16 protein-coding genes and 1 pseudogene are annotated in these 17,597 nt (G+C 64.3%); 7 read left to right on the top strand and 10 right to left on the bottom strand.

The annotated features are described in order from the left end of the window. Positions 1-56: 56 nt before the first annotated feature. Positions 57-1,430, bottom strand: coding sequence for a carbohydrate porin (locus ACQKQA_RS12575; protein WP_427557481.1), 1,374 nt, complete (start codon positions 1,428-1,430; stop codon positions 57-59). 284 nt (positions 1,431-1,714) lie between these two features. Then, complete coding sequence (locus tag ACQKQA_RS12580) at positions 1,715-3,754, bottom strand: TonB-dependent receptor (RefSeq protein ID WP_427557484.1); 2,040 nt, start codon at positions 3,752-3,754, stop codon at positions 1,715-1,717. A 368-nt stretch (positions 3,755-4,122) separates the two neighbouring features. Between ACQKQA_RS12580 and ACQKQA_RS12585 the strand changes: the two genes are divergently transcribed. Together ACQKQA_RS12585 and ACQKQA_RS12590 are read left to right on the top strand one after the other, a co-directional pair. After that, entirely contained in the window at positions 4,123-4,353 is a 231-nt protein-coding gene (locus ACQKQA_RS12585; protein WP_053280713.1) for a VF530 family DNA-binding protein, read from the top strand. Positions 4,354-4,362: 9 nt separating this feature from the next. Further along, entirely contained in the window at positions 4,363-5,037 is a 675-nt protein-coding gene (locus tag ACQKQA_RS12590) for a Pr6Pr family membrane protein (protein WP_427557488.1), read from the top strand. A gap of 101 nt (positions 5,038-5,138) precedes the next feature. Here the strand turns inward: ACQKQA_RS12590 and ACQKQA_RS12595 are convergent, their stop codons facing one another. The 3 genes from ACQKQA_RS12595 to ACQKQA_RS12605 form a co-directional block, all read right to left on the bottom strand. Then, positions 5,139-5,921: a siderophore-interacting protein gene (locus tag ACQKQA_RS12595; protein WP_427557491.1), complete on the bottom strand. Its 783-nt coding sequence runs from the start codon at positions 5,919-5,921 to the stop codon at positions 5,139-5,141. Further along, positions 5,918-6,484 carry a PadR family transcriptional regulator gene (locus ACQKQA_RS12600; RefSeq protein WP_427557494.1) on the bottom strand — a complete coding sequence of 189 codons (567 nt, stop codon included), beginning with the start codon at positions 6,482-6,484 and terminating at the stop codon, positions 5,918-5,920. Before ACQKQA_RS12600 ends, ACQKQA_RS12595 begins: the two co-directional genes overlap by 4 nt. Positions 6,485-6,779: 295 nt before the next feature. After that, entirely contained in the window at positions 6,780-9,887 is a 3,108-nt protein-coding gene (locus ACQKQA_RS12605) for a transglycosylase domain-containing protein (RefSeq protein WP_427557496.1), read from the bottom strand. 492 nt (positions 9,888-10,379) lie between these two features. Between ACQKQA_RS12605 and ACQKQA_RS12610 the strand changes: the two genes are divergently transcribed. Then, positions 10,380-11,801 carry an amino acid permease gene (locus tag ACQKQA_RS12610; protein ID WP_427557499.1) on the top strand — a complete coding sequence of 474 codons (1,422 nt, stop codon included), beginning with the start codon at positions 10,380-10,382 and terminating at the stop codon, positions 11,799-11,801. Between the two features lie 116 nt (positions 11,802-11,917). On the opposite strand, the gene ACQKQA_RS12615 is transcribed toward ACQKQA_RS12610, so the two are convergent. Then, a complete protein-coding gene (locus tag ACQKQA_RS12615; RefSeq protein ID WP_427557502.1) occupies positions 11,918-12,517 on the bottom strand; it encodes a hypothetical protein in 600 nt (199 codons plus the stop codon). Positions 12,518-12,526: 9 nt separating this feature from the next. Beyond that, on the bottom strand, positions 12,527-13,123 hold the full coding sequence (locus tag ACQKQA_RS12620) for a papain-like cysteine protease family protein (protein WP_427557505.1): 597 nt from the start codon (positions 13,121-13,123) through the stop codon (positions 12,527-12,529). A gap of 408 nt (positions 13,124-13,531) precedes the next feature. Here ACQKQA_RS12620 and ACQKQA_RS12625 point away from each other — a divergent pair, with 408 nt between their 5' ends. The 3 genes from ACQKQA_RS12625 to ACQKQA_RS12635 are packed head-to-tail and all read left to right on the top strand — an operon-like array spanning position 13,532 to position 16,354. Continuing rightward, positions 13,532-13,906, top strand: coding sequence for a GtrA family protein (locus tag ACQKQA_RS12625; protein WP_427557508.1), 375 nt, complete (start codon positions 13,532-13,534; stop codon positions 13,904-13,906). Further along, the gene (locus ACQKQA_RS12630) at positions 13,903-14,844 is read left to right on the top strand and encodes a glycosyltransferase family 2 protein (RefSeq protein WP_427557511.1); all 942 of its coding nucleotides are present in this window, start codon (positions 13,903-13,905) and stop codon (positions 14,842-14,844) included. Before ACQKQA_RS12625 ends, ACQKQA_RS12630 begins: the two co-directional genes overlap by 4 nt. 1 nt (position 14,845) lies before the next feature. After that, complete coding sequence (locus tag ACQKQA_RS12635; protein ID WP_427557513.1) at positions 14,846-16,354, top strand: glucosyltransferase domain-containing protein; 1,509 nt, start codon at positions 14,846-14,848, stop codon at positions 16,352-16,354. 7 nt (positions 16,355-16,361) lie between these two features. Here ACQKQA_RS12635 and ACQKQA_RS12640 read toward each other — a convergent pair whose 3' ends face one another. From ACQKQA_RS12640 to ACQKQA_RS12650, 3 genes and pseudogenes are all read right to left on the bottom strand, one after another. Beyond that, the gene (locus tag ACQKQA_RS12640) at positions 16,362-16,658 is read right to left on the bottom strand and encodes a cupin domain-containing protein (protein WP_427557515.1); all 297 of its coding nucleotides are present in this window, start codon (positions 16,656-16,658) and stop codon (positions 16,362-16,364) included. A 76-nt stretch (positions 16,659-16,734) separates the two neighbouring features. Then, positions 16,735-17,019, bottom strand: coding sequence for a putative quinol monooxygenase (locus tag ACQKQA_RS12645; protein ID WP_427557518.1), 285 nt, complete (start codon positions 17,017-17,019; stop codon positions 16,735-16,737). A 65-nt stretch (positions 17,020-17,084) separates the two neighbouring features. Then, positions 17,085-17,516: pseudogene (locus tag ACQKQA_RS12650) on the bottom strand (glutamate synthase-related protein); the annotation flags it as partial. Positions 17,517-17,545: 29 nt separating this feature from the next. Here ACQKQA_RS12650 and ACQKQA_RS12655 point away from each other — a divergent pair. Continuing rightward, on the top strand, positions 17,546-17,597 hold a 52-nt coding region (locus ACQKQA_RS12655), incomplete at its 3' end, for a hypothetical protein (protein ID WP_427557527.1).

A 17,597-nucleotide genomic window follows, 5' to 3' on the forward strand; every position in this document is an offset into this window, starting at 1 on the left:
GTTCAGCGGTATAGGGGGAAAACAGTTTTGTTCAGATTGGGCCAGCCCCCGGGCGATCAGAACGAGCTCTGGATCTTGAGCCCGCCGATCAGCGCGTCGTCGACCCGGTCCACGCCACCCGGGTGGCGGATGTATTGCAGGTTCGGGCGCACGGTCAGCCAGTTGGTGACGTGCACGCCGTAGTACAGCTCGGCGCTGTATTCGGTGTCCTGGGGCGGCAGGTAGGCCGGGTTGTCGTAGTCCTGGATGAGGTTGGCCTGGTTGGTCGCCTCGGCATTCTTGCGGTAGGCCGGGTTGACGTGGACCCGGGCCATGGCGAAACCGATGTCGTCCTTGGCGCGGGCGTCGAACAGGCCCTTGTAGACCAGGCCGGCCTGGACGTAGTTGTCGATGGCGTTGGTCTTCTTGTCGTGCATCGTCGCGTTGGCGAACAGGCTCAAGCCCCGGGAGTGGTCGCTGGCCAGGCTGGTGATCTGCTGTTGCGCCCCCAGCCACAGGCCGTGCTTGCTCGAGCTGCTGCGATAGGCTTCGCCGCTCAGGGCGGCCGGCTGGCCGTTGCTGTCCTTGTAGACGTCGGTGGCCTTGGCGCTGCTGTAGTAGTAGCCGGCGCGGTATTCGCCTGGGAGGTCGTTAAGTTTCGGTGTCCACACCAGTTCCACCGGCAACAGGGTGCCCTGGGTGCCGCTGCCGCTCAGCTTGAAGCCGTTGCCGCGTTCGAGGTTGGACGGGTTCTGCTCGAAGGCGCCGATCTGCGCGTAGAGCTCCGGGGTCAGGTGATACTTGACCCGCAGCGCCCACTGGCTGACCGGCCAGTTGTACCAGATGCCGCCGACCCAGTTGCCGACCTGGGAGCCGCAGAACGCCAGGTTCTGGAAGTCGCAGGGGAAGCTGTTGAAGTCTTCGCCCTCGCCGAAACGGCCGACCTTGATGTCCAGTTTCCGGTCGAGGAATTTCTGCTGGTACCACATCTGCGTCAGGCGCCAGGTCTGGCCGCGGCCCCAGACTTCCTGGGCCGAGGTGAAGCCGCCGACCCGCGGGTCGTTGATGCGGTCGTTGCTGATGTTGTCGCCGTCGCGCTTGGTCACCGTCAGTTGGAATTCGGCATCGTTCCAGCCGAGGATCTTGTCCAGGTCCAGGTGACTGCCGAAGGCGAACTGGTCGCTGAAGCGTGCGGTGCGGTCATGGTCGTAGCCGCCATGCAGGTTGGAGCCCATTTCGCCGACAAAGTCGATCTTGAAGTCGTAGCCTTTTTTCGCCAGCTCGGTGCGGGCGCCGTTCCAGTCGCCGAGCATCCACGGCGACTCGCTGTCGAAGGCCGGAGCGGCCTGGGCGCAGGTGGCCAGGCCCAGGGCGCCGAGCAGGGTCAGGGTCCTGGGCAGGATGGCAGGGTAAGAGACAGCGCTGTCTTTATAGGTTTTAACGTCAGGCATACAGTGAAATCTTGGTCTTGTTCAAGGAAATGGGCAGGCAAGCGAAGGCTCGCGTGGCTCGGTTCGCCATGGCGCGAGCACGCTGATACAGCTGAGGCAAAAGGCAGGATTAAAGGTTTCAGCTTGAGCCGCGCGAAGGATAAAACAGCCCGCTAGGCCAGAGAAAGGGCTTTTGTTGACATGGATCATTTCGGATTCGGTAACAGTGCGCTCTCCCGCTACGTTGCGCACCGGGAAAACCTTGGCGCGCGACGGCCCCTTGCAGGCCGCCGCGCGAGTGGCCTTTAGAAGGTGGTGCGCAAGCCGACCTCGATGCTGCGTCCCTGGGCCGGGGCGATGTCGCGCAGGATCGAGCTGGCGTAACGCACGGTCTGGTTGGTCAGGTTCTCGCCCTTGACGAAGGCCAGCCACTGGCTGCTGCCGATATCGAAGTGGTAACCGGCGCTGGCGCCCAGGGTGGTGTAGCCGTCGGTGCCGCTTTCGTTGTCCGGCACGCGACCTTGGCTGGCAGCGTGTTCCACATCGATGCGCGCCTGCCAGCGGTCCAGTTCCCATAGCAGGCCGCTGTTCAGGCGCAGCGGGGCGATGCGCGGCAGGGCCTGGCCGTTGTCCAGGTTCTTGGCGCGGGTGTAGTCGCCGGACAGTTCCAGGGCGAACTTGCCGTAGGCGCCTTCGCCGAGTTGCCAGCGGTCCTGGGCCTCGATCCCGGCGAAGCGCGCGCGCACTCCGGAGTAGCGGTATTCCGGCATGCCGCCGGCGTCTTCCTCGCCTTCGTCGTTCAGGGTACGGCCGCTGCCGAGCAGCCCGATGTAGTTGGAGAAGTGGCTATAGAACACCCCGACGCTGCCTTTGTGGGTGCCGTTGTCGAAGCGCAGGGCCAGGTCGCTGGATACGGCCTTTTCCTTCGACAGGTTGGCGTCGCCGACTTCATAGGTGCCGGTGGCCACGTGGGCGCCGTTGGCGTACAGCTCGTAGAAGGTCGGGGCGCGTTCGGTGTAGCCCAGGGTGGCGGCCAGGGACCAGATCGGGGTCAGGGTGTAGACCGCGCCGGACGACAGGCTGCCGGCGGTGAAACTGCTGGAGCTATCGGCCCGGCTGAAGCGTTCGTTGCCTTTGCCGTCCGGGTCGACGCGGGTGTGTTCCAGGCGCCCGCCGAGGCTGAGTTTCAGGCGTTCGCTGGCCTGCAGTTCTTCGAGGACGAACAGCGCGGCGCTGTCGGTGTCGGTCTGCGGTACGAAGGCTTCTTCGCCGAGGGCGGAAAATTCGCTGCGGGTGACTTGGGCGCCGACCACGCCATTGAGTGGGCCCAGAGGCTGGTGGCGGGCTTCGACCCGGGCTTCGTAACCCTTGTTCTTGAAGATAGTGCCGGTCTCGCCGCCTTCGATTTCCCGGTGCTCGTAATCGGTGTAGCCAGCGTCGAATTTCAGCGAGCTGAAGGGGCCGTCGAGGTTGCGCAGTTCCGAGGCGAAGGCGTAGTGATCCTGCTTCATGCGGATGCGCACGTCGTCTTCAGCCGGCGAGCCGTAATTGGAGTCGTAGTTGCTGTAGGACAGCCCGGCGTAACCGTCGTCCCAGGTGTAGGAACCGCCGACGGCGCCGCCGTCCTGACGGCCGTCGCTGTTGCCCAGGCGGCCTTTCTTGCCGTCGCCGTCGTCGCTGGCCGGGGCGTGGCGGCTGCGGGCGTAGCCGGGGATTTTCAGGTCGTTGAACTGCCGCGAGTTGGCGTCCAGGTGCAGGGCGAAGGTGCCGTTGCCGGCTTCCAGTTTACCGGCGCTGCTGCGGGTGGTGTCGGCGCCGCCGTAGCGCAGTTCGCCGGCGCCGTGGATGCCTTCGATGGCGGCGGTGGGGATGCGGTTGTCGAAGGTATTGACCACCCCGCCGATGGCGCTGCCGCCGTACAGCAGGGCGGCCGGGCCGCGGACGATCTCGATGCGCTCGACATTGACCGGGTCCAGCGGCACGGCGTGGTCGTAGGACAGCGACGAGGCATCCAGGGCGCCGACGCCATTGCGCAGCAGGCGGATGCGATCGCCGTCCAGGCCGCGAATGATCGGCCGGCTGGCGCCCGGGCCGAAGTAGGACGACGACACGCCCGGCTGTTTGTTCAGGGTTTCACCGAGGCTGCCCTGCTGTTGCAGGGTCAGGTCGTCGCCTTCCAGGACTGTGCTCGGCGCGGCGGTCTGTTGGCTGCCCAGCGGGTTGGCGGTGATGACCTGGGGTTGCAGCTCCAGGGCGTGGGCCTGGGAAGCGAACAGCAAGGCGGCGGACAGTGGCGTCAGGCGCCAGCGTAAAGAGCGAGAAGGGCGGGGGACGGAGCGGGACATCGGTCATTCCTTGGCGAGCGTAGCGCGGCGCGCTTTGGGTCAAAAGAGATCAGGCGTGACACGGCGAGGTGTCTGGATCAGGGGTTTGTTTTGTATTGATACAATATAACATCTCTTTTTGTGCAAAAAGAAAGGAACTTTTTCAGACACCCTTCTTCTGTAGGAGCAAGGCTTGCCCGCGATGAACGATGACGCGGTGCATCAGGTACTACGCGTTGCCCTCATCGCGGGCAAGCCGCGCTCCTACGGAATCACCGGCGTCCGGGATCTCGCCTACAGTTACTCAGGATCCGCACCGGCCCTTCCACCGGACCGAACCCTCGGCTAAGGTGCGCGACTTTCCTTTTCCTCTTGCTCGAAGGCCCGGCATGACTGCAACGAACAACGACCCGCTGCACGGCGTCACCCTGGAACAGATCCTCAAGGCGCTGGTGGAGCACTACGAATGGCGGGGCCTGGCCGAGCGCATCGATATCCGTTGCTTCAAGAGCGACCCGAGCATCAAGTCGAGCCTGACCTTCCTGCGCAAGACGCCCTGGGCGCGGGAGAAGGTCGAGCAGCTGTATGTGAAACTGCAGCGCACCAAACGCCCGCTCTAAGGACTGTCGATGGCGGTCGAGCCAGTTTTTCCCACAGGCGGCAAACGGCTGTTCACCGCGCTGGCGGCGTTGCTCGGTTGGACGGGGCTGACGATCCAGCTGTACCTGATCCTTTATCTGCGCTGGACGGTGGAAGCCAGCCTGCTGGGCGGGCTGATCAACTTCTTCAGTTTTTTCACCGTGCTCAGCAACACCCTGGTGGCGGTGGTGCTGACCTGTGCCCTGAACCTGCGCAGCTCGCGCGGGCAGCGGTTCTTCCTGCAACCCTGGGTCAGCAGCGGGGTCGCCGTCAGCATCCTGGTGGTGGGGCTGGCGTACAACCTGTTGCTGCGTCATCTGTGGCATCCCCAGGGCTGGCAGTTCGTCGCCGACGAGTTGCTGCACGACGTGATGCCGCTGCTGTTTCTCGTCTACTGGTGGTGCTGCGTTCCCAAGGGTCGCCTGGGGCTGCGGCATGTGGCCGGGTGGATGCTCTACCCGCTGCTGTACTTCGTCTATGTCCTGCTGCGCGGGCATGGGCTGGGGCTGTACCCCTATCCCTTTATCGATGTGGGCAAGCTGGGGTATGGGCAGGCGTTCATCAATGCGCTGGAGATTCTGGCGGGGTTCGTGCTGGTGGCGTTGGTACTGGTGGGCGTTGATCGGTGGCGGGGGAGGGCTGCCGGTTCGATGGCGTCTGGTTGAGCGTCATCGCGGGCAAGCCTTGCTCCTACAGACAAACGCAATCCTGTAGGAGCGGCCGGTCGACGCTCGATTGCCCGCGATAGGCGGCAGAGCCGCCGCTCTTATTCTTCCTCGCTGTTGTCCAGGCGCCAGTAACCGACGGCCTTCACGAACTCATCGTCCAGCCGGTGCTCGTCCAGCAGCACCCGGCGCACCTGCCGCGAGACTTTGCTTTCCGTGGCGACCCAGGCATACAGCTTGCCGCCCGGCAGCGGCAACCCGCGCACGGTGTCGATCAGGTCCTGGCCGCTGTCGCGCTCGACCCAGATCACCTCGACCTGCGCCGCGCTTTGCAAGCTTTGCCGCTCGGCGGCGTCCTGCACCTCGATCACCGCCAGCACCCGGCGTCCGGTCGGCAACTCTTCCAGGCGCCGGGCAATGGCCGGCAGCGCGGTTTCATCGCCGATCAGCAGGTAGCTGTCGAAGATATCCGGGACGATCATCGAGCCGCGGGGGCCGCCGATGTGCAGGAACTGGCCAGGGGCGGCCTGTTCCGCCCAGGTCGAGGCGGGGCCGTCGCCGTGCAGGACGAAATCGATATCCAGTTCGCCGATGTCCAGGTCGTAGCGCCGGGGTGTGTAGTCGCGCATGGCCGGCATCGCGCCGTTGTCCTTGCCCGGGCCCAGCACCAGGGTTTCCAGGGCGGCCTGCTGTTCGGCGTTCTGCGGGAACAGCAGCTTGATATGGTCGTCCGTGCCCAGGCTGATGAAGCCGGCGAGTTCCGGCCCGCCCAGGGTAATGCGGCGCATGCGCGGGGTCAGGTCCACCACCCGCAGCACTTCCAGGCGACGGCGTTTGATCTCGTGGCTGACCCGGTGAATGGTTTTCGAGTGGTCTGCAGTCATTGCGCTGATTCCTTGGTGGATGGGCCATCGACGATGGCGCGGGCGGTGTCGTTCAGCAGGTCGCGGACCCGCACGATTTCCTGTGGGTTCCAGCGCCCGTGGTGCATCTGCAGGGCATGGCGCAGGTTGTGCACCGCTTCGTGGATTTCCGCCGGACGATCGTGGCCGCGCAGCGAGCGCTTGCTGACATCGATGCGCATGCGCACGCCGTCCAGGGCAATCGCCTGGTCTTGCAATGACTGACGGCCGACGTCGGTCACGCTGTAGCGTTTTTTCCCGCCTTCGGCGTCGCCGCTGATCAGTTCGCTCTCTTCGAGGAAGGTCAGGGTCGGGTAGATCACGCCCGGGCTCGGGCTGTAGGCGCCGTCGAACATGCCTTCGATCTGGCGGATCAGGTCATAGCCGTGGCACGGCTGCTCGGCGATCAGCGCCAGCAATAGAAGCTTCAGGTCGCCGGGGGCGAACACCCGTGGCCCGCGGCCGCCGCGCTCACGCCCGGGGCGCCTTTCGAAACCGTCATGGCCGTCACCGTATTCGCGGTGGGGGTGGTGGCGTTCTCTCATGTTCTCTTCCTCCTGTTCGGTTAAGACATAACTTAAGATATATCTTAAAAAATGCGCAAGTACTTCTGCGCGGACCAGGCCGGCCGTTTGTCGGGGAGGGGGGAATTGAGACAGCCTGTAGCCGCTGCCGAGCGTAGCGAGGCTGCGATTGAGGTGGGCGGCATTCCGACGCAGTCCTCGCAAAACCAGACAACCCCGTTGTACCTGAAGCAACGGGGTTGCCTGGTTTGCGGCCGCTTCGCGACCGATCGCAGCCTCGCTACGCTCGGCAGCGGCTACAGGACGAAGGCGTCTTTCAGCGCTGGGCCAGGTTGCCCAGGCATTGGGTATTGCTGCCCGGTTGCAGGTACGGCGTGAGGAGCGGCGCCATGCCCTTGAGCACCTGGACCGGCAAGGCCGAGGTGAACTTGAAGGCCTGGGCCGAAGCGCCCGGCACATAGGCGGTCAGGGTGCCGAAGTGGTGTTCGCCGATGTAGAACACGAAGGTGGCGGTGCGGTTGATGGATTTCGAGCTGAGAACCCGTCCGCCGGAGCCGATGGCCTCGATGCGGTTGTCGCCGGTGCCGGTCTTGCCGCCCATGGCCAGCGGGGTGCCGTCGGCCAGCTTGAAGCTGCCGGAGACGCGCTTGGCGGTCCCGGCGTCCACCACTTGCGACAAGGCGCCCTTCAACGCGGTGGCCACGTCCGAAGGCATCACCCGCTTGCCCTCGGCCGGGTCGTTGATCAGCTGGGTTTCATAGGGCGTGCCGGCGGCGAAATGCAGGCTGTCGATGCGCAGGGTCGGCATGCGCACGCCGTCGTTGAGGATGGTGCCGACCAGTTCGGCCAGGGCCGCGGGACGGTCGCCGGAACTGCCGATGGCGGTCGCCAGCGAAGGCACCAGGTGGTCGAAGGGGTAGCCGACTTTCTGCCAGCGCTGGTGGATGTCGAGGAACGCCTCGATTTCCAGCATGGTGCGGATGCGGCTGTCCCGCGCGCTTTTATGCCGGCTCTTGAACAGCCAGCTGTAGACCTCCTGGCGTTCGAACTCGCTGGCCTTGACGATCTGGCTGAACTTGGCGTCGGGGTTGTTCAGCAGGTAGCCGAGCAGCCACAGGTCCAGTGGGTGCACCTTGGCGATGTAGCCCTGATCGGGCAGGTCGTAGGCGCCGGGGCCGTAGCTGGAATAGAGCTTGTCGAGACGTTCGTCGGTGAGTTTTTCCGTCAGCTTGGCGCCCTTGAGGTGCGAGCGCACAAACGTGTTGAAACTCTCCTGACTGGCTTCCGGCAACAGGTAGCGGTGCACGGCCGCCAGGCGGATCGGCGTCGGGTGCATGCTGTCGAGGAAGGTGTCCAGGCGCTCCTGGGTGTCCTTGTTGCGGTACTTCTTCCAGAACCGCAGCAGGAACGAAGTGCCTTCGCGGTCGGCGAACTTGGCCAGGTATTCCTGGCGCCGCGGGTCGCCGTCGTCCTTGAGCAGGGCGGCGCTGTTGCTGGGGCCGGCATAGGTGCTGTAGCGCACCAGGTCGCGCATCAGGCGGATGAACGGCAGGTTGATGGATTCGCGCAGGGCGTCGCGCAGGGTCACCATGCGCCCGTTGTCCTCCTTGCGGAAGTTGTGAAAGGTATGCAGTCCGCCGCCGGTGAAGAAGCTCTCGCCGGGGCTGGCCGAGTATTTGCGGTCCAGGGCCGCCTCGAGCATTTTCGGCAGGCTGCGGTCGTTGTTCTGGATCAGGTAGTCCACGGCCCAGCGGCTCAGGCGGTCCTGCTCGGCGATCTCGACTTTCTTCAGTACCGCGGGGGCTTCGGCGCCGTAGCGGTCATGCAGCTCGGCCATGATCTGCAGGTAGGTGGTCAGCACTCGCAGCTTGGCGGTGGAGCCCAGCTCCAGCTTGCTGCCTTCGTTGATGTCGAAGGGCTGGTCGGTACTGTCGGTCTGCACCCGCACCCGCGAACCGTCCGGCGTCAGTTCCAGCAGGGTGAAGCTGTAGCGCACCTGGGTGGTGCTGGTGGGGGTCAGCAGGCGTTCGCCGAGCAGGCCGGTCTGGGCGGCGAACTCGGGGTCGGCCAGGTGCTTGAGGTAGTCGGTGGCCTGGCGTTGCAGGTCGCTTTGCAGGGTGCTGGTGGCCGATAGGTCGAGACGGTCGAGGTCGTACAGCGGCCGGTTGAGCAGGCCGGCCAGGCGGCTGCGGGCGACGCTGATGCCCTTGTTGGTCTCGATCGGCTGGATCGTCGGTTGCTGCACCCAGTCGCGGAAGGTGACCGTGCTCGCCAGGGCGGCGGCCGACAGCGGCGCGTCGATCACGCCGTTCTGGGTCAGCAGGCGGATATGGCTGTCGGTCAGTTCGGCCAGCTCCTGGCGACCTTTGGCCAGGTAATGCGAAGGCCGGCGCTGGGCGATCATCAGCGACAGCACCTGGCGCAGGGCCAGGCCGCGCTGCGCCAGGCTTTGCGGATCGTTGGCGGTGCCCGCCAGTTGCTGGTTGACCAGGGCGAAATCGGCGCCGTACCAGACCCGCAGCCCTTCGGCCATGCCGTGCACTTCGCCGTGGCCGGGCACGGCCGACAGCGGCACGCTGTTGAGGTAGTCGCGGATGATCCGCCGCCGGGCCTCAAGGGTCTGCTGGCCACCCTGGTAGGCGCGCACGCTGGCGGAAACCATCTGGCGGATCTTTTCCGCGCCGGAGACGGTCAGCCCGTCCGGCGAGTGGCGGTATTTCTCCAGCTGGGTCGCCAGGGTGCTGCCGCCGGCGGTCTGCCCGGGCAGGTGCAGCAGCTTGGCCACTTGCGACCAGGCGGCCTTGGCGAAGCGCGGCCAGTCCACCGCCGGGTTGGCCAGGGGCTGTTCGGGGTCGAGCAGTTCGCGGTTCTCGATGAACAGCAGGCTGCGCACCACCACTGGCGGGATGGCGGCAAAGTTCGAATAGAGCTGCTGCGGGTACTTGAACTGATAGAGCGGTGCGGCGCGGCAATCGGTGATCGACAGCCCGGCCTGGATTTTCTCGGCATAGGGCACGAAAAAGCCGCTTTCGCTGTAGTTCATCAGCGAGTCGGAGAAACGGGTCTGGGCCTGCACCACATAACCGCGCTTGAGCAGGCGCGGCAGAAACTCATCGAGGGCGCTGTAGCCCAGGCGTTTGTCGAAGGGGCCGGCACCAGGGTAGACGATGGCGTCGCTGGGCCCGGGGGCCATGGAATAGCTCAGGTCCGCGGCGAATCGGCTGAACTCGCGGGCCTGCAGTTTCGAGGTGCGGATTTCCTTGGACGCGGCGAACCCCAGGGCAATCAGCCCCATCAGCAGCAATAGCCAGAACAGCCGCCACCAATGCCGGCTGGCGCGGGGTTTTTCAGGGATAGGCGCTTCTTCCACGCGATCAGTTGGCACCACGGTATTACTCGAATCGGTCTGCCACACAGCACCCATAGTCGACTGATCCATTCACGCAGATTGATCGGACTTGTCTGAAGCTTAGACGGTGGTGGGCAATGGTGAAAAATTTGTGATCGCCCTGAAAGCATTCACCGGCGGCCCACTGTCCTCCCTCTGGAGGGCAACTGGGAGAAGCCTGAGATAGAGCCATCGAAACCGGTAAATACGCCCTAGGTAGGGGCATGACGCTGCACCATGGCTGTGCAATACTCGACGCCGTTCAAAAATGACAAAAGGCGAAAATCTCAGGTAATGCTTTGCCGCAAAAGCCGCGAATACCGAGATTTCTCTCTGAATTCAGCTGTTTTTAGAGTGAAAAAGCCTCTCATGAGCTTTTTATACTGCACGCCCCACTGATCTTGCAGGATTTGTCCTACAAGACGGGTCGACCCACAAGGTCGATCCGGTCAGGCCGGCACGGGTTATCCACCCGTGCCTTGCCGATTCGGTGGCTCATATCCAATAACAAGATGAGGTTGTATCCCCATGCCAGTTGGCAACCACCTGCCCCAAGGCGAGACCGCTAACGGCGGCCCGCTGAAACGCGAACTCGGTGAACGGCATATTCGCTTGATGGCGCTTGGCGCCTGTATCGGTGTCGGTCTGTTCCTCGGCTCGGCCAAGGCCATCGAAATGGCCGGCCCGGCCATCATGCTGTCCTACATCCTCGGCGGCCTGGCGATCCTGGTGATCATGCGCGCCCTCGGCGAGATGGCGGTGCATAACCCGGTCGCGGGTTCCTTCAGCCGTTACGCGCAAGACTACCTGGGCCCGTTGGCGGGCTTTCTCACCGGTTGGAACTACTGGTTCCTGTGGCTGGTGACCTGCGTCGCGGAAATCACCGCGGTGGCGGTGTACATGGGCATCTGGTTCCCCGATGTGCCGCGCTGGATCTGGGCCCTGGCGGCCCTGGTGAGCATGGGGTCGATCAACCTGATCGCGGTCAAGGCCTTCGGTGAGTTCGAGTTTTGGTTCGCCCTGATCAAGATCGTCACCATCATCGCCATGGTCATCGGCGGCGTCGGCATCATCGCCTTCGGTTTCGGCAACGACGGTGTGGCGCTGGGGATCTCCAACCTGTGGACCCACGGCGGCTTCATGCCCAACGGCGTGACCGGCGTGCTGATGTCCTTGCAGATGGTGATGTTCGCCTACCTGGGCGTGGAGATGATCGGCCTCACCGCCGGTGAAGCGAAGAACCCGCAGAAGACCATCCCTAACGCGATCGGCTCGGTGTTCTGGCGCATCCTGCTGTTTTATGTGGGCGCGCTGTTCGTGATCCTGTCGATCTACCCCTGGAACGAAATCGGCACCCAGGGCAGCCCGTTCGTGATGACTTTCGAGCGTCTGGGCATCAAGACCGCGGCCGGCATCATCAACTTCGTGGTGATCACTGCGGCGCTGTCGTCCTGCAACGGCGGCATCTTCAGCACCGGGCGCATGCTCTACAGCCTGGCGCAGAACGGCCAGGCCCCGGCCAGCTTCGCCAAGACCTCGAACAGCGGCGTACCGCGTCGCGCGCTGCTGCTGTCGATCTTCGCCCTGCTGCTGGGCGTGCTGATGAACTACCTGGTGCCCGAGAAAGTCTTCGTCTGGGTGACGTCCATCGCCACCTTCGGCGCGATCTGGACCTGGGTGATGATCCTCCTGGCCCAGCTCAAGTTCCGCAAAGGCCTGAGCCCGAGCGAGCGTGCGGGCCTGAAGTACCGCATGTGGCTGTACCCGGTCAGCTCCTACCTGGCCCTGGCGTTCCTGGTGCTGGTGGTGGGGCTGATGGCCTACTTCCCGGACACCCGCGTGGCGCTGTACGTGGGCCCGGCGTTCCTGGTGCTGCTGACGGCGCTGTTCTATCTGCTCAAGCTGCAACCGAACGACGCACAACAGGGCGCGGTGCGCTCGGCGTCGTAAGCACGACCGTCGATAGCAGAAAAAGCCCCGGTCGGTGACCGGGGCTTTTTTATGCGGGCGATGCTGCCGTGGTTCCAGGTTTTATCCTGGTGCACCCTGGGCAGATCGCCCCGGGGTCAGCCTCCCAACTGCCCCGTGGTGTCGGCATCGAAGGTGGTTTTCACCCGTTGCGCGGCGGGCGCCAGCAGGGCCAGCAGCGCGGCCTCGCTGTACAGCTTGGTGCTCGCCAGGTGCTTGGGCGTCGGTTCGATCGGGATCAGCACGTCTTCATCGCTGGCGTGCAGCCAGATTGCCGCGACATGCAGCGCCGAGACGAACAACAGGCGCAGTTCGTAGGTCCGGCCCTGGAGGTGCGGGGTGTTTTCCGCCAGGTTCAGCGCATTGACCGTGGCCGCTGCCAGGGCGCCGTGGTTCAGTGACGCGAACTCGACCTGGCCGCCGACTTGCGCCAGCTGGGCGTCGGCAATCGATACCCCGTCGCTGAACACCAGGTAATGCCAGTCTCCCAGCGTGGCCTGTTTGAGCCCTTTGCCCTGAGCCAGGTCGTCCAGGCTCAGGGAGTAACCACGGTAAGGCTCGGAAAGGCTTACCTTGGCGGCCGTGGCCTGGGCGAACTGGCGATTGACGCCAAACCCTTTGCTCTGCAGGGCGGCCTGGAGCGCCGGGCGCAGGACCTGGGCGCCGTTGGCGGGCGCCTTGGGATAAATCAGTTGCATGCGGGCCTCCTAGTTTTTCCGGGTGAAGTAAGTGTGGGTCCAGTTGCCGCCGCCGTTGTACGAGCGGGGAAAGGTGTTCAGGGCGCGGGTCGAATAACCGTAGATGGAGTCCGCCACCAGCACGTAGCCACCGTTGGTGCCATGGATCGCCAGGAAGTGCGCGCCGCCGCCGAACCAGGCGCAGCGCAGGCCAACCGGGCGTCCCTGGTTGATCTGGTTTTCGATGGCCGACATCTGCAGCGAGCCCTGGTTCATGCCGCCAAAGCTGCGGGTGGTGCGCAAGGCGGAGTCCAGGTAGCCGTACACGTTGCACGGCCCCGGCTGGCTGCAGCACGAATTGCGGCCCAGTTCGGCGTTGGCGACCCCGCACTGGGTCCAGGTGCCGGTCCCGTAATACAGGCCGACCGAGGCCGACAGGGCGGCCCAGCACCAGTTGGTCTGGGTCTGCTGCTGAATGTTGAAGTTGAGACGGGCGGCCAGGGCGGCATGCTCCGCGCCGTCCAGGGCCTCGCTCAGCCCGGCGTCGAGCAGGTGGCTGGCCAGGCATCTTGGCAGTGCCTGGGCAGGGCCCGTGCGGGTAAAGGGTGTGTCTTCAAGGGTTAGCATTTTCATCCTCCATGAGTGAAAACAAGCGTCCAGCTTGTGTCGTTATTGCGTGTTTCGATAAAGCGCTTTTCTCAAGCCCTGACCGGCTGGTAGGGGTTGCCATCCTCGATGGCCGGCTCCGGTCGGGCTCAGGGGTAACCTTAGTTGCGATATGCGTTTGTGCAAGCATTTTTATGCGCTAATGCATTTTATTGGCAGCAAGCCGTTCGGCTTGAGGCAGCAGGGAAGGGCGCTTGAATGGCAGCGGCCCAGGCAGGGCGGGCGTTGTAGCGTGTTGGAAGGGGCTGGCCGGCAGCGTCGTGGCCCATGACCGCAGGTCTGAAAAAATGCGGATCAGTGGTTTTTGCCAGTCGCGGGCGGAAAAAACCTGCCATACAAGTTGTGCAGCTCCAACGTGGGGGAGTCACCATGAGGCCCTTTTGGAAGGGAATCTCCAGATACACGGCCATCGGCGTCGTCAACACCCTGATTCACTGGCTGGTGTTCTTTTTACTGAGCCTGGTGGCCGGTATCAGCCAGGCGCTCAGCAACCTGGCGGCGTTCTGCGTCGCGGCCTCGTTTTCCTTCTGTATGAACGCGCGCTACACCTTCGCCGCCAAGGTGTCGGTGGGCGGCTATCTGCTGTTTCTGGGGGGCATGGGCGTGCTGAGCCTGGGCGTCGGGCATGCCGGGGATGTGTGGCAACTGCCGGGCTTGCTGACGGTGGTGGCATTTTCGGCCTTGAGCCTGGTGTGCGGCTTTCTGTTCGCCAAGTACCTGGTGTTTCGCGAGTGCGAGCCATGAACATCTCGCTGATCGTCCCGGTGTTCAACGAAGAGCAGGCCATCGGCCTGTTCTATCAGGCGGTGCGTCGCGAGCTGCGGCTCGGGCCCGGCGAGGTCGAGATCGTGTTCGTCAACGACGGCAGTTCCGACCGCACGGCCGACGAGGCCAAGGCCCTGGCGCAGACGGACGCCCAGGTGCTGGTGATCAACTTCTCGCGCAATTTCGGCAAGGAGCCGGCCTTGTTCGCCGGGCTGGAGCATGCCACCGGCGATGCGGTGATTCCCATGGACGTCGACCTGCAGGACCCGATCAGCGTCATCCCGCGCTTGCTCGAGGAGTGGCGCAAGGGCGCCGACGTGGTGCTGGCCAAACGCCGCCGGCGCGCCGCCGACGGTTATCTGAAACGCTACAGCGCGACGCTGTTCTACCACCTGCTGAACCGCATCGCTTACACCCGGATCGAGGAAAACGTCGGCGATTTCCGGCTGATGGATCGCAAGGTGGTCAATGTGATCCGCACCCTGCCGGAGCATCAGCTGTTCATGAAAGGGGTGCTGTCGTGGGCCGGGTTCACCACGGTGGTGGTGGAGTACGAGCGCGCCGAACGGGTGGCGGGCAACAGCAAGTTCAATGGCTGGAAATTGTGGAACCTGGCGCTGGAAGGCATCACCTCGTTCAGCACCGTGCCGTTGCGGCTGTGGACCTACGTGGGTGGCTGCATTTCGATTTTCGCGGTGCTCTACGCGGTGTACATGGTGCTGGACAAGATTTTCTTCGGCAACAGTGTCCCCGGTTACCCCTCGCTGATGACCGCCATCCTGTTCCTCGGCGGCGTGCAGTTGATCGGCATCGGCATCCTCGGCGAGTACGTCGGCCGCATCTATATCGAAGCCAAGCACCGGCCGCGTTATGTGATCAAGGACATCGTCGGCGGCAAGGACCGCTTGGGGCTCTAGCATGGGCAGGCTCGGCGCGTTGCTCGACGGCGAACTGGGAGAGCGCCAGGTCTGGCGGTTTTTCCTGTACGCCACCTTGTTGTATGTGCTGCCGCTGATCCTCGCGGATTTCCCCTATATCGACGACAACTGGCGGTCCCTGTCGGCCGGCACCGCCTGGACCGGCCAGGGCCGGCTGTTCACCGAGCTGTTCTACAACGCCCTGACCTTCAGCGGCGCCGCGCCGAACATCTTCCCCTTGCCGCTGCTGATCGCCACGCCGGCCATGGCATGGGCCCTGACCCGCCTGACCTTGCATTACTACCCGCAGCCGACCCTGGCCAACTGCCTGGTGCTGCTGCCGCTCTGGTACAACCCGTTCTTCCTGCAGAACCTGTCTTATCAATACGACGGCCCGGCCATCGCCTTGAGCCTGGTGGCGGTGATCTACGCGATCACCTTTCGTTGCGCCCACCGTGGCCTGCAATGGCTGGTGCCGGCCGTGCTGGTGGCGCTGGCCATCGGGCTCTACCAGATCAGCATCAATGTGTTCCTGGGCCTGTGTGCCCTGGAGGTGCTCCGGGCCGCCCAGGACAAAATGCCCTGGGCGCGCTGGTGCCGGCTGATCGGCTGGAAAATCGCCCAGGGGGCCTTGGGCGGGATGATCTACAGCATCACGGCCTACCCCTTCACGGACCAGACCCGCACCTTGCTGCTCAATTGGGCGGCGCGGCCCGGGCTGCAACTGGAGATCAACATCGGCAGGGTGCTGGAAAAAGTCGTGCTGCTGTTCCACGGCGGGTTCGCATGGGTGTTCGCCGTGCTGGCGCTCTGTGCCCTGGCCGGTGGCGTGCGGCTGGGGGCGGGCCTGCTCAAGCGCCGGGACAGCGGCCCGCAGAAAGCCCTGATGGCGCTGGTTTGCCTGCTGACAGTGCCCTTGGTGATCCTGCTGGTCTCGGGGGTTGCGCTGTTTTTCCGCGACTTCAACGAAGGCGCCAGGACCTTGATGGGCTTCGCGGTCCTGCTGGTGCTGCTGTTCTACCTGAGCCACCTGGCGCTGGCGGCGCTGCATGAACGCTTGCCGCTGTTGCTGGCGATACCGCTGCTGGCGATGTTGTCGCTGTCGTACGCCTATGGCCGGGTGCTGACGGTGCAGAAGACCTTCGCCGCCAGCATGCTGTCGAGCCTGGAGCGGGACATCACCCACCAGCGCTCGCTGCGCGAGGCCAAGCGCATTTATATGTCGGTGACCTATTCCGATCACTGGCTGCTGGCGGCCGCGGGGTCGTTCAAGCAGATGCCGGTGCTGCACTATCTGCTGAACATCGACTTCCTGATGCTGGCGGAGAACCTGCCCAAGGTGGGGATCGCCAACGTGGTGGCGGAGCGGGGGCGGCGCAATGCGACCCTGGTCGGTTACCAGGGCTATCCACCGCTGGTGGACAGCCGCTACTACCGGATCTATCTGCTGGGCGACTACGGCTTCATCGTCATGAAGGAGCCGGCGCCGATCAAGTCCCTGCAGTGGTGAGGCCGGGCTAGACGTCGATGATCACCAGGGTACCGTGGCTGCCCGGCAACACCGCATGGGCCAACCCGGCCTCGACCAGGTACATCTGGCCCGGGTTCACCGTTACCTCGTTCCCGGCGATGCCCAGCCGCAGGCAACCGTGGGTCACCAACAGCGCTTCGTTGTAGTCGTGGCTTTCTTCGGCATGGGCCTGTTCGTCCATGCGCAGCACCTTGATGCGGGCCGGCCCCACCTGGCCCACCACCCTGGACTTCCAGCTGGCGGGCAACTGGCTGGACAGCGAATCGAATGACAACAGCGGCATGGGCATCTCCCAAACGTCAGTGAGGTTGCGGTCTGCTGTCGGTGGTCCGGTCAGGCAGCGGGTGGGTCGGGCGGGATCAGAACTGATCCATCAGCAGCACCCGGCATTCCCTGGCCTGGAAGGCGTTGATCTGCGGCACCAGGCGGGTGAAGTGTTCGGTCTGGCAATGGGCGCGGAGCGCCGCGCGGTCCGGCCATTGTTCGATGAAGATGAAGTGCCCCGGGTCCTCTTGGTCGATGAACAGGTCATAGGCGATGCAGTCCGGTTCCTGGCGGGTTTTCTCCACCAGTTCGGCGTACCAGGGGCGCACGGTGTCCAGGTGTTCGGGTTTGATGAAGTCTTCGGCGATGACTTTGAGCACAGGGGTTGCATCCTTTGCAGAGGGAGAATGCCCCGCCGGGAGGGCGGGGCGTCGAGGGGTGCGGCTCAGGCCGCGGCTTCGCTGTTCGGCTCGAAGCTGTCGGCGCGGGCCAGTTGCCACATGCGCGCATAGAACTCGCCGTTGACCGTGCCGGTGAGCAGTTCGCCGGGCTTGAGGAACACGTGCAACTGCGAGAACAGCTTGATCTCGGTGGCCGACATGCGGCGCACCAGGTGCTTGGCCTCCAGTTGCGAAGGATGTTGCAGGCCGGCGGCGGCGAGCATTTCGGCCAGGGCCTTGAGGGTGTTGCGGTGGAAGCTGTACACCCGTTGCGCCTTGTCCGGCACCACCAGGGCGCGTTGACGCAGGTTGTCCTGGGTGGCGACGCCCGTCGGGCATTTGTTGGTGTGGCAGCTTTGCGACTGGATGCAGCCGATGGCGAACATGAAGCCGCGCGCCGAGTTGGCCCAGTCGGCGCCGATGGCCAGCACGCTGGCGCTACCACTCCACCGAGCTGGAGCAGGAAATTCCTGGCGGGCTCTATCTGGCGGTGGCCCAGGTGCTGGCCTACGTCTATC

Origin of the sequence: Pseudomonas sp. NPDC089530, from assembly GCF_050280705.1 — a bacterium.
GTDB lineage: Bacteria > Pseudomonadota > Gammaproteobacteria > Pseudomonadales > Pseudomonadaceae > Aquipseudomonas.